This window comes from Paenibacillus sp. J22FR83 (assembly GCF_059691955.1).
The window spans coordinates 326,444-338,464 of sequence record NZ_JCAUAM010000009.1; the positions used below are offsets into that span (position 1 = coordinate 326,444).

Below are 12,021 nucleotides of genomic sequence, written 5' to 3' on the forward strand. Positions count from 1 at the left end.
TGCTACATTATCAGTGAATCGTAACACGGATAGGAAAGGTGTGGTTGAATTACTATGTGGAAATCTTTGCTGCAGGAGAGGAAGAATTGGGCTGGATACGTTGTCTTTATTATCCTCCTTCATGTAGTTGGGCTGATCGGTTTATACACCGTTGCTCAATCATCTCCTGCATTCTGGGGAATTGGACTCCTGGCATACACGTTAGGGATGCGTCATGCGTTCGATGTTGATCATATTGCGGCTATCGACAATACAGTGCGGAAGCTCGTGCAACAGAAGAAGAATCCACTGGGTGTCGGTTTTTACTTTTCGTTAGGGCACTCGTCCGTCGTGTTCGTTATGGCGATCATAACGGCTTTCTCTGTACAATGGGCAGCGCGTGAACTCCCGTGGATGCAGCGTTTTGGCGGTGTGATCGGCGCGTCAGTGTCGGGATTATTCCTTGTAATTATCGGGATCATCAATCTGTTAATTCTGATTAGTCTGTACAAAATGTTTCTAAAGTTTCGCGGCGGCCAACACGACGATAACGAGTTTGAAGAGTTGTTAGAATCACGTGGGTTCATCGCGCGGCTCATTAAACCGCTATTCTCGTTCATCACCAAAAGCTGGCATGTGTATCCCCTGGGCTTCCTTTTTGGTTTAGGCTTTGATACCGCAAGCGAAATCGCCTTGCTGGCCATATCCGCACATGCGGCGAAAGATGCAATTCCGTTCATCGGTGTCATTTCACTGCCGCTCTTGTTCGCAGCTGGGATGAGCCTATTCGATACGGCAGACGGTATGTTCATGACCAAAGCGTACAAATGGGCTTTTCATACGCCGGTGCGCAAGCTTTATTACAATTTGACCGTTACCGCACTTGCGGTTGTGGCCGCGTTAATTATTGGTGTGATTGAACTCGGACAGGTGCTTTCCGAAGAATTCAGTATGGAAGGTGCGTTCTGGACGTGGTTGCAAGATATTGATTTCGGTACGTTAGGCTTTATTCTGGTTGGGATGTTCGTCATCGCATGGATCGTTTCGATTGCCGTCTGGAAAGGTATGAAGATTGAGGAACGCTGGGGTGCAAAGTACAATCCATAGAGTAAATGGCCTCTGCGGTGTGCATGGGGTCATTTTTTGTGCATGGAGAACAATGGAATATGAATTTTTTCTAAAGGTAATGCTAGAAAAAAGGATTTTTCAATTATTCGTTGAAAGTAGTCTGTCTAGCACTTGAAATTGTGTAAAGAAAGTAGGACGAATCATGATTGAGTTTAAACATCTTTCAAAAGTATATCCAAATGGTACTGTTGGCCTAAATGACATTAACCTTACCATACACCCTGGGGAGTTCGTTGTTATCGTAGGATTATCCGGCGCTGGTAAATCTACGCTGCTTCGTTCGATTAATCGTCTGCATGAGACGACAAGCGGTGAGATTCTAATCGATGGGAAATCCATTACCAAAGCGAATGGCGCAGGCTTGCGTCGGATGCGTAGAGATATCGGGATGATTTTTCAAACCTTTAATCTAGTCAAAAGATCCACAGTTATCCGTAACGTGCTCTCCGGTCGCGTAGGCTACCATTCCACACTTCGCACGATGTTTGGTTTGTTCCCTAAAGCGGATATTGAGCTATCACTCAAGGCGCTGGAGCGGGTTAATATCCGGGAAAAAGCGTATTCGCGCGCCGATGAATTGTCCGGCGGTCAACAGCAGCGTGTTTCCATTGCTAGAGCGCTCGCGCAGGAAGCGAAGATCATCTTAGCGGACGAGCCGGTTGCATCGTTGGATCCACTCACGACACGTCAGGTTATGGATGACCTGAAACGGATTAACAAAGACCTCGGGATTACAACCGTCGTCAACCTTCACTTTATCGATTTGGCACGCGAGTACGCGACACGCATTATCGGACTTCGTGCAGGGAAAGTCGTCTACGATGGACCTGTTGCGGATGCGACGGATGATGTGTTCTCCGAGATTTACGGCCGCGCCATCAAGAAAGATGAGCTGCTGGGGGTGCAGGAGGGATGAGTGTAGCAACCGTCAAAAAGCCTCCGCGCACTAAGTTCTATTTAATCATCGTGATTATGGTGCTTTTCTTGATCGGCAGCATTTATCAGACAGATGCGACGCTAACTAGATTAGCTACAGGTACGCCGGAGATCATGAAATTCATCGCCGAAATGTTTCCACCGGATTGGCTGTTCTTCACTGATATCTGGAAGCCGATGGCACAGACGATACAAATGTCCATTTTGGGCACGATTGTTGGTGCGATATTCGCATTCCCAATGGCGCTGCTCGCTGCTCGCAACGTAACGTCGTCACCATGGCTAACCTATCCGGCTCGATTTATTATGAACTTTATGCGTACCATTCCTGATTTGCTCTATGCCGCCCTTTTTGCCGTATTAGTAGGCTTTGGGCCAACCGCAGGTACGTTAGCACTAATTTTCTTTACATTTGGCATTATTTCCAAGCTTTCTTATGAGTCAACGGAAGCCATCGATCCGGGACCGCTTGAAGCGATGACGGCCGTTGGTGCGAATAAGTTGAAGCTGATCCGTTTCGGCGTACTGCCACAGGTTGCGCCTACGTACTTAGCGCATTTCCTGTACACATTCGAAGTAAGTATCCGTGCTTCTGCCATTCTTGGTCTCGTTGGTGCGGGTGGGATCGGCTTATTGCTCAAAAACACTCTGGATCTGTTCCGCTATGATCAGTCTTGTGCCATTGTTATTTATACGTTGCTGATCGTTGTCATCATTGATTTGGTGAGCACACGATTCCGTACGTTTTTATTAAAAGGCAGTGCCAAGCCGATGTCTGAGAAACAAGCTAACACGTATAAAATTATTGGTGTCGTAGCTGTAATCGCACTTCTGATTTGGGCGCTGACTGGCTTGGAGTTAACAGGATTCCAACCAACGACTTGGATTCTGACAAAAGCGATGATCAGCGGGTTATTCCATCCGGATTGGGCTTACGTCTACATCCCTGAAGGGGAAGATTTGCTGCGTTCCTTACTTGAAACATTGTCGATTTCTTATTTAGGAAACTTCGTATCCGCGATCGTTTGTCTTCCTTTTGCTTTCTGGGCGGCGGCGAATATGAGCAAATACCGTGCTGTTTCTGGTACAGGGAAACTATTCCTAAGCGTCGTTCGTACGATTCCAGAAATCATTATGGCTTTGATCTTCATTAAAGCTGTTGGACCGAATGCCTACGCGGGTGTAATGGCCCTTGGCTTGCATTCTGTGGGGATGCTTGGCAAATTGTATGCCGAGGCCATTGAGAACATGGATATGGGCCCTACAGAGGCTATGACAGCCGTTGGAGCGAATTTCTGGCAGAAGATGTCATTCGCCGTCATTCCACAGGTCATACCGGATTTCATTTCGTATACGTTGTACCGTTTTGAAATTAATGTGCGCTCCGCGACCTTACTTGGGGTCATCGGTGCTGGAGGGATCGGGACACCGCTGATCTTCGCATTGAATGCCCGTCAGTGGCCGCGTGTAGGTATTATTCTGATCGGGATTATCGTCACGGTATCCATCATCGATTATATCTCGGGTACATTACGGAAACGTATCGTATAAAGGTTGAACCCCAAAAAAGGCAGTTCCTGAAGGTTGTATCCTTCAAGAACTGCCTTTTTGGAGTTAAGATCTATGTTACGTGCGGATGGCCCCACCTTGTGCAACCAAGTAAAGGATACGAGGCTCACGAAGCCGATGAGAAACGTGGGAGAGGGGTTCATCTGGCCCTATAATTTCAATTTGATCAATTAAGGTGATCGGGATCATAATGTTGTTTATTTTTAAAAGCTGAAATTCTGGGTAATACTGCGAAATAGCGCCTCGAACTTCATCGGTGCCGCACCGAATAATCACTTCTGTTTTACGCATGATCAGCATTTCGTACATCCCGTTTTTCACCCCACAATGAGTTATGACACGACCGACTTAGTAAACGTTAGATAGCTATAAGTAAACGATGAGCTTGGACGGGCGTGCCACATTCATAATATGCAAGGAAAGTCTGGTATAGAATGTAAATTTTAGAAGGGAAAAACCACCGCGTCATGGATGTCAGACACATGCTGCGGTGGTTTGTTCTGTCGTGTGTAATTTAATTTACAATTTTTTCGAAATTATTTCAAGCCCATTGCTTTATTTGCTTCACGAACAATGTTGAATTTATCATCTGTTGTAGCTACATAACCTTGGTGTGTGTATACATCGATGATCACTTTTTTACCTTCTGGATCGTTACCGATCGCGATGAAAGCATCTTGAATTTTCTTCTTCCAAGCTGCATCCATATCGGAACGAACAGCGATTGTATCATTTGGAATTTTATCGGAGAAAGCAAGAACTTTCGTTTGTTTGAAAATATCTGGGTAATCTTTAATCATGTTCGTACGGATATCTTGAAACACGCCTACTGCATCAACTTGGCCGTTAAGAAGTGCGATAATCGCTTTATCGTGTCCTTGGAATTGAACGCCTGTTACATCTTTAACTGGATCTACACCAGCGGTTTTCAAAACAAGACCAGGGTAAATGTAACCAGCTGCGGAAGTAACACCCTGCCAACCCATCTTCTTACCTTTCAAATCAGCTACGGATTTAATTGGGGAATCGGCTTTGACAACAATCATCGATTTGTAGAAATCAACAAGCTCTTTCGTTGGTTGACCTGTTGTATCATCAACGCCAAAACGTTGTGCTTGCACAAGAAGATCAGCAGCTTTACGGTTATCGTGAGCAACAACATAGTTACTTGGTGGCAAGAAACCAACATCAACTTGTTTGGAAGACATCGCTTCGATAACTACGTTGTAATCTGTAGATACAGAAACCTTAACTGGGATGCCTAATTTATCTCCAAGCAATTTTTCAAGCGGCTTAGCTTTTGCTTCAAGTGTCTCTGCATTTTGGGAAGGTACGAATTGTACTTTCAATTCTTTCGGGACGAATCCTGCAGCTGCTGGAGTAGCTGTTGCTGCCGTTGTTGCTGCTGCTGTTGAGGAAGCAGCTGGAGTTTCGTCTTTTTTCGCGCAGCCAACAAGTGCGCCTGCAGCTACAATCATGGACAAACTAAGTACGACTAATTTTTTCATTTCTTTTTGACCTCCGTTTAAATATTTACTTTTAATCTATTTCGTACTATAACATTATCATAAGAGATATGGAAGATAGTGTGAAGTATTTGTTAAACTGACGAAAGATATGTAAAACTTTACAATAATTATGGATAGGGTGAATCGTTTGACGAAGATTGGACAAGCACGAACGAGCCGCATTACGATTTTAGAAACGAGCGACCTTCATGGGAATATGTTTCCCATTCATTATGCAAATAATCAACCCAATGATGTGGGTTTATCGAAAATCGCAGCCTTGATTGCTCAGGAACGTGCGAAAAATACTAATGTCATTGTGTTGGATAATGGAGACCTGATTCAAGGCACACCACTCGCTTATCATCATGCACGCTTGGATAATGAACCTATGAATCCGATGGTGCTTGGGCTCAACTATTTGGCATACGATGGGGCCGTGCTCGGGAATCATGAATTCAATTATGGCATGGACGTGCTCCAAAAGGCTGTTCGGGAATCTAATTTCCCTTGGTTATGCGCCAATATTGTTAGTGAGGAGACGGGAGAGCCGTTCTTTGGCAAACCGTATCTAGTCAAGGAATTTCCGGATGGCGTGCGTGTAGGGCTCCTTGGCCTAACAACGCCTTATATTCCGAATTGGGAAGACCCTAAGCATATTGCCGGTCTGCGTTTCGAAGATCCGATTGCTGCAGCTCGCTCATGGGTCCAATTTCTCAAAGAGAAGGAACACGTGGACGTCGTTGTTGTTTCCTACCATGGTGGTTTTGAAAGAGATATCGCATCGGGTGAGCCTACAGAACCGCTGACAGGTGAGAATCAAGGATACCAACTCTGTATGGAAGTCGAAGGGATCGACGTTCTGCTTACAGGTCATCAACATCGAAGTATTGCTGGCGCTCAAATTAATGGTGTAACCATCGTTCAACCAGGAACTGCCGGTGTGACGCTTGGGAAGGTAGATATCGTGCTGGAGCTGGTAGAAGGAAAGCGGCGGATTGCTTCTAAGCAATCGGAGCTTCTATCTGTTGCAGGTGTGGAGGCAGACGCAGAGTTGCTCGCGCAAATCAGTTCTTATGAGGCGAAGACACAGCAATGGCTGGACCAGCCAATTGGGAAGCTTACGGGGGACATGCTCGTGAGAGATCCTATGCGGATTCGTACGGAAGACAATGCCCTGATCGAGTTTATTAACAAAGTCCAGATGGAGCTGTCCGGTGCGCAAATTTCAAACACAGCGTTATTCGATAACGTTTCTCCAGGATTTCCATCGGACATTACGATGCGGGATATCGTTTCCAACTACATTTACCCGAACACGCTGAAAGTCATTCGAATCTCAGGTCAAGATATTAAGGATGCGCTTGAGCAGTCTGCGGAGTATTTTGAAATAACGGAGAATGGCGAGCTGCAAGTAAGCAAGTCCTTCATGGAACCGAAGCCTGCCCATTACAATTACGATATGTGGGAGGGGATTTCCTACACGATTAATGCTTCTCGCCCAGTTGGGGATCGAGTTGTTAAGCTGGATTTTGACGGGAAACCAATTGATTTCGGCGCCTCATTCGATGTGGTCATGAACAATTACCGCGCTGCGGGCGGGGGCAACTATGCGATGTTCCAGAATAAGCCAGTCGTGAAAGATATTCCAACCGATGTGGCAGAGCTTCTGGCAGGCTACATTATGGAACGAGGGACAATCGAAGCGAGCGTAAACCATAACTGGAAAGTGATTTGGAATTAGTTAAAAAGCCTAACAAGAGCATGAGCATCCTAAGATGCTTTACTTTTGTTAGGCTTTTCGTTGTCTACGAGGATTACTTCTCACGAATGTAAGCACGATCTCCTGTTCGAGGATTGTAGTAAACCCGATAGGTGAATCCGTCTTTGGGATCAATGAAAACTTCAGTGGTACTTAGGAAGCCGTTTGGTGGCGATTGGGGTGTCGCGGCACCGTTTGTTTTGTAGCGTTTGTCATAAACGAGATAACCTAGAAGAAGTAGAATAAGGAAGCCAACAATCCACAAGCCGTATATGAACAAAATAGGAAGATACCCGCTCATAGCCTTCGCGTCCGAACGGCAGTGCCATACGCGACGATTTCGCTCATATTTTGACCAATATCCCCGCTGTCGAAGCGCATCATGACAATCGCATCCCCGCCCATGGCAGCGGCATTCTTGACCAGTCGGTCCATGGCTTGTTTGCGTCCGTCTTCCACCATTTGCGTATACTGCGTGACTTCTCCGCCAATTAATCCTTTGAGAGAAGCCATGATATCGCCGCCAATGCCTCTGGCCCGAACAACGACGCCAAAGGTACTGCCGAGAACTTCCGTAATCTCATAACCAGCAATGTTTTCTGTTGTAACTACAATCATGTTGAATCGCTCCTTTAGAGTTGAAATATGTGCTTTTCTACTGGGTGAGGATTGGCTATTATTAACGTAGTACGTTAATCACATGAGGGGGTTTCACAATGAACACAGGGACAACGATTGAATTATGGCCAGGAGCTACTCGAGACAGTCAAGGTGAGGAGAACCAAGGCTGTCCGAGCTTAACCCTATATCCAGCAGAGGGAGATGGCTTGCGCGCAGCAGTTGTGGTATGTCCAGGCGGCGGTTACAGCAGACGTGCCCCTCATGAAGGAGAGCCTATTGCCAAGTGGCTGAATGGGTTAGGCATTTCTGCATATGTGTTGAACTATCGCGTAGCACCTTATAAACATCCTATTCCATTGCAAGATGCGCAACGAGCTATTCGCACGGTGAGACATCATGCCGAAGCGTGGGGAGTCGATGCGAACCGCGTTGGTATACTTGGATTTTCTGCTGGCGGACATTTGGCAGCAACAGCAGGTACGCACTACGATGCAGGAGATCAGGCTTCAGCAGATCCAATTGAGCATCAGAGCTCTCGGCCGAATCTTATGGTCCTATGTTATCCCGTTATTTCATTTGGCGTGAATGGGCACCAAGGATCACGCATGAATTTAATTGGCGAAGATGCGAGTGAAGAGTTAGTCGAACATTTAAGCAATGAACTTCAAGTAACGACAGATACCCCACCAACATTCCTATGGCATACAGCAGATGATGCAGCGGTTGCGGTTGAAAATAGCTTGCTTTTTGCAAGTAGCCTTAGCCGCAATAAAATTCCTTTCGACCTGCATGTCTTCGAATCAGGGAAACACGGCATTGGAATCGCGGCTGATCATCCAGAGGCTTACGTCTGGCCTGATGTTTGTGCGAATTGGTTGAAAAAGCAGCATTTCGCATGACCATGCTCCCCTACGAATGCTATCCGCTTGGAGACTCGGCGATTGTGATTCGGATAGGTGAGGATATATCGGTAACGAATCTCCATAAGATCAGGCAGGTCGTAAATTATCTGGAAAATAACTGGCACGATGGCTTCATTGAGCTAGTCGCCGCTTATACAACCATTACAATTTATTATGATGCATTCCGCATATATAACTATTCTTCTGGAGCTGTGTTAAAAAGTGGGCAAGTTTTTGGACATGCTGACCGGCTTCCTTATGACTACGTCTTGCTATACATCGAGGGGTTACTTGATGCGTATGTAGTTGATAATAGCGAGGGTCTAGCAGGGCAATTAGGGGCGATCACAGAAATTCCAGTCTGCTATGAAGAGGCATTTGGCCCCGATCTGGCAGAAGTAGCCAATTATCATCAAGTCAGCATGGATGAAATTGTATCTTGGCATAATGCTCGTGTGTATCCCGTTTACATGATTGGTTTCGCACCTGGTTTTCCTTATTTGGGCGGGATGGATGAACGGCTTGCTACACCGCGCAAATCCGTGCCGCGCACACAAATTCCAGCTGGCTCAGTGGGGGTAGGCGGGGCGCAGACGGGGATTTACCCTTTTGAAACGCCAGGCGGTTGGCAACTTATTGGTCGAACGCCACTGCGTTTGTTTCGTCCAGAAATCGTCCCCCCCTCCTTACTCCAAGTTGGCGATCAAGTGAGATTCGTTGCGATCACATCTGAGCAGTTCCATGCCATAGAGGAAGGGAATGCGAGTCATGAGCTTTGAGGTCATTAAACCTGGCCTATTGTCCACCATTCAGGATGAGGGGCGCTATGGTCATCGAAAACATGGTGTCATTGTCTCGGGACCCATGGATCGCTTTGCTCACAGGGCAGCCAATCTTATGGTAGGGAATGGTTCGGAAGCGGCTGCCTTGGAAATGACCCTTCAGGGACCCACGTTAGTTGCACAGAGTAATATGCTGGTAGCCATTTGCGGAGCTGATATGGGGGCAGAGGTGGATGGTAGGAAAGCGCCATTATGGCAGCCATTCGTGCTTCGAATGGGGAGCGAACTGCGCTTTCAATATGCAGTCCAAGGGTGCAGAGCCTACCTAGCTGTGCATGGCGGGTTCCAAGCCGATCACGTGTTGGGAAGCCATAGCACGTATCAGAGAGCTGCCATTGGTGGATATAAGGGAAGAGCATTACGTATCGGAGATATTTTGGGAATAGCGAAAGAAGGGTCAGGGTTGGCTGCTGAGATTGTTGAGGAGGTTGAATTACGAAGCAAAATCGTAAGTTCAATGATACGCCCTGATTATCGCGATGATCCAGTAATCAGGTTTGTTCGAGGCAAGGAAGCCTCACGATTTACACCAGAAAGCTGGTGGCGATTCGTATCGCATCGGTTTCAAGTTACCTCACAATCCGATCGCATGGGATATCGGTTATCGATTGAACCTCCTCTGGAGCTCGAAGCCGGCCTACCCTACGAAATGATTTCAGAAGCCGTCGTTGCAGGAACGATCCAAGTCCCCTCAAGTGGACAACCCATTCTCCTGTTGGCAGATTGCCAAACGACTGGCGGATACCCGCGTATCGGCCACGTGATCACGGCAGATTTGCCGCTGGTTGCGCAGGTCAAACCAGGAGGCATACTGCGGTTTCAGGAGGTTTCCCATAGCGAAGCACAGGAGCTGTTGCTGATGCAAGCAATGGATTTGAAGCTGCTGGAGGCGGGAGTTAAGGTTTGGTTAAGGGGGGTACCCCTACCCACGTCTGCCCGCAGGCCCTAGATCCGGCGCAGCGCTTAGCAGCTTGAATCTACGGCACGGTACCCGGAGCAACTTTAACTGGAAAAACGCCAGTTAATTTCGCTTAATTATCTCCATTCGAGGGAAATGACCACTTTTAACTGGAGAAACGCCCATGACGACTACCGACGTCACCCCCAAGAATGAAAATATGTTCTTATTTTCGTATAAAAATACAGTTATTTGCCAATGCGGGTGGTCTGAGGGGCGAGTTGGGAATTAATTGAGTAGCTATCAGTTGAGTGTTGGATGAAGCTAGAGTAAGAGTAAGAGTAAGAGTGAGAGTAAATTAGGGAGTGGGAAAGTCATGCTGCGCATTGATTTGAATTGTGATATGGGCGAAGGCTTCGGCGCATATCGCCTCGGCCGTGATGCGGAGCTGCTCGACTACGTCAGCTCCGCCAACATCGCCTGCGGGTTCCACGCAGGCGATCCCGCAACCATGCGCAGCACAGTTCAGCTGTGCCTGCGCAAGGGTGTTGCGATCGGGGCCCATCCGGGCCTACCCGATCTACAGGGCTTCGGCCGGCGCGAGATCGCGATCACGCCGGCAGAGGCTTACGAGCTGACGTTGTATCAGCTCGGGGCGCTGCAGGCGTTCGTCCACGCCGAAGGCGGACGCCTGCAGCACGTCAAGCCGCATGGCGCGCTCTACCACATGGCCGCGAAGCGCCATGAGATAGCCGCCGCGATTGCGGCTGCAACGGCCAGCGTCAGCTCCGCGCTGACGCTGTATGGCCCGCCCGGCAGCGAGCTGCTGCGGGCGGGCGCCGCCGCGGGGCTGCAGACCGCGAGCGAGGCTTTCGCGGACCGCAGCTACCAGCGGGACGGCTCTTTGACGCCCCGCGACCAGGCGGGGGCGCTGCTTGAGAGCGCCGACGCGGCTGCGGCGCAGGTGGAGCGCCTTGTCCGCGAGGGCAAGGTCCTCACCCTGACGGGAGAGGATCTGAGCATGCGTGCGGACACGATCTGTATCCACGGCGACGGGGTTCACGCCGTGGAGTTTGCGCGCGATATCCGTGCGCGGCTAGAGCGAGGCGGCATCACCGTGATGCCGCTGGGTGCAAGCACCTAGCGACCAAAAGTTAAAGAGACTTGACGATAACCGTCAGGTCTTTTTTGTGCGACGGGCAGTCGCAACTTTAGCGCAAAAGCGTTATAAGTAACGAATACAAACGACGATGACGTTACCTTGGTAAATACGAGTCGAGAGTTTGGAAAGTTATTTTCTCGAAGGTGAAAGTCCTTCCTCAAGCTTTCTGGTAAGACTTGAGAAGCTTAATCTAGGGCAATATCGCGAGGTACTTGTCTGAAGGAGATGCGGGAAATCGAGAGATCCGTAGGCGGATGAGCAGACCCAAATGCGAAAGCGTGAAGCACGCAGCGGCAGGGTAAGTCGGCGACTGTGCGAAAATAACGGGAAGCCTAGGAAAAAAAATTGCTATCCAATGAACCAGACGAATGGCAATGGCTTATCATGTGAAGGTGCTGGGTATGTTCAGAAGGAAGATGCGATGACCCCGTGAGATTCTCCACTCCCCTGAAAAAAAAAATCAGGATGGCTACATATAAGGCTTCGCCGAAGTTGTCGTCATGGTGGAGAATTCAGACATTCTCATAGTACGGAAGTAACCAGTTGACCAAACATCTGGCGAACGGAAGGGGAATGACCTCGTGGACAAACACTTGAATGTGATGCTGAACAACCGTCACGTTACTTCGGTAAGAACGAACGGAATGGGCATGATGAAAGGTGAGAGATAGACTTGAATCAAGAATTAAAACTAAAGTGGCATAGTATTTATGG

General features: G+C 48.1%; 14 protein-coding genes. 9 read left to right on the plus strand and 5 right to left on the minus strand.

The features are described from left to right. Nucleotides 1-54: 54 nt before the first annotated feature. The 3 genes from AC58PV_RS18435 (at nt 55) to phnE (ending at nt 3,594) form a co-directional block, all read left to right on the plus strand. Nucleotides 55-1,086, plus strand: coding sequence for a HoxN/HupN/NixA family nickel/cobalt transporter (locus AC58PV_RS18435; RefSeq protein WP_497433715.1), 1,032 nt, complete (start codon nt 55-57; stop codon nt 1,084-1,086). A 163-nt stretch (nt 1,087-1,249) separates the two neighbouring features. Beyond that, nucleotides 1,250-2,023 carry a phosphonate ABC transporter ATP-binding protein gene (phnC, locus tag AC58PV_RS18440; RefSeq protein ID WP_057315479.1) on the plus strand — a complete coding sequence of 258 codons (774 nt, stop codon included), beginning with the start codon at nt 1,250-1,252 and terminating at the stop codon, nt 2,021-2,023. After that, a complete protein-coding gene (gene phnE / locus AC58PV_RS18445; protein ID WP_497433716.1) occupies nt 2,020-3,594 on the plus strand; it encodes a phosphonate ABC transporter, permease protein PhnE in 1,575 nt (524 codons plus the stop codon). The genes phnC and phnE overlap by 4 nt, the downstream gene beginning before the upstream one ends. Before the next feature lie 75 nt (nt 3,595-3,669). Here the strand turns inward: phnE and AC58PV_RS18450 are convergent, their stop codons facing one another. Both AC58PV_RS18450 and AC58PV_RS18455 read right to left on the minus strand, forming a co-directional pair. Next, nucleotides 3,670-3,921 carry a hypothetical protein gene (locus tag AC58PV_RS18450; protein WP_497433717.1) on the minus strand — a complete coding sequence of 84 codons (252 nt, stop codon included), beginning with the start codon at nt 3,919-3,921 and terminating at the stop codon, nt 3,670-3,672. Between the two features lie 227 nt (nt 3,922-4,148). Beyond that, a complete protein-coding gene (locus AC58PV_RS18455; protein WP_497433719.1) occupies nt 4,149-5,120 on the minus strand; it encodes a phosphate/phosphite/phosphonate ABC transporter substrate-binding protein in 972 nt (323 codons plus the stop codon). A gap of 130 nt (nt 5,121-5,250) precedes the next feature. Between AC58PV_RS18455 and AC58PV_RS18460 the strand changes: the two genes are divergently transcribed. Beyond that, nucleotides 5,251-6,864: a bifunctional metallophosphatase/5'-nucleotidase gene (locus AC58PV_RS18460; RefSeq protein WP_497433720.1), complete on the plus strand. Its 1,614-nt coding sequence runs from the start codon at nt 5,251-5,253 to the stop codon at nt 6,862-6,864. Nucleotides 6,865-6,937: 73 nt separating this feature from the next. Here the strand turns inward: AC58PV_RS18460 and AC58PV_RS18465 are convergent, their stop codons facing one another. Both AC58PV_RS18465 and AC58PV_RS18470 read right to left on the minus strand, forming a co-directional pair. Further along, on the minus strand, nt 6,938-7,183 hold the full coding sequence (locus AC58PV_RS18465) for an HD family phosphohydrolase (protein WP_497433721.1): 246 nt from the start codon (nt 7,181-7,183) through the stop codon (nt 6,938-6,940). Continuing rightward, entirely contained in the window at nt 7,180-7,500 is a 321-nt protein-coding gene (locus AC58PV_RS18470) for a heavy metal-binding domain-containing protein (protein WP_497433722.1), read from the minus strand. The genes AC58PV_RS18465 and AC58PV_RS18470 overlap by 4 nt, the downstream gene beginning before the upstream one ends. Before the next feature lie 98 nt (nt 7,501-7,598). On the opposite strand from AC58PV_RS18470, the gene AC58PV_RS18475 reads away from it, so the two are divergent. The 5 genes from AC58PV_RS18475 (at nt 7,599) to AC58PV_RS18495 (ending at nt 11,740) form a co-directional block, all read left to right on the plus strand. Beyond that, nucleotides 7,599-8,402 carry an alpha/beta hydrolase gene (locus AC58PV_RS18475; RefSeq protein ID WP_497433723.1) on the plus strand — a complete coding sequence of 268 codons (804 nt, stop codon included), beginning with the start codon at nt 7,599-7,601 and terminating at the stop codon, nt 8,400-8,402. Then, nucleotides 8,399-9,184: a 5-oxoprolinase subunit PxpB gene (gene pxpB, locus AC58PV_RS18480; RefSeq protein ID WP_497433725.1), complete on the plus strand. Its 786-nt coding sequence runs from the start codon at nt 8,399-8,401 to the stop codon at nt 9,182-9,184. Before AC58PV_RS18475 ends, pxpB begins: the two co-directional genes overlap by 4 nt. Beyond that, complete coding sequence (locus AC58PV_RS18485) at nt 9,174-10,196, plus strand: 5-oxoprolinase subunit C family protein (protein WP_497433726.1); 1,023 nt, start codon at nt 9,174-9,176, stop codon at nt 10,194-10,196. Before pxpB ends, AC58PV_RS18485 begins: the two co-directional genes overlap by 11 nt. 325 nt (nt 10,197-10,521) lie before the next feature. After that, nucleotides 10,522-11,289: a LamB/YcsF family protein gene (locus tag AC58PV_RS18490; RefSeq protein WP_497433727.1), complete on the plus strand. Its 768-nt coding sequence runs from the start codon at nt 10,522-10,524 to the stop codon at nt 11,287-11,289. A 286-nt stretch (nt 11,290-11,575) separates the two neighbouring features. Continuing rightward, a complete protein-coding gene (locus tag AC58PV_RS18495) occupies nt 11,576-11,740 on the plus strand; it encodes a hypothetical protein (protein ID WP_497433728.1) in 165 nt (54 codons plus the stop codon). A 79-nt stretch (nt 11,741-11,819) separates the two neighbouring features. On the opposite strand, the gene AC58PV_RS18500 is transcribed toward AC58PV_RS18495, so the two are convergent. Then, the coding region (locus tag AC58PV_RS18500; protein WP_497433730.1) for a hypothetical protein at nt 11,820-12,021 on the minus strand (202 nt) is incomplete at its 5' end.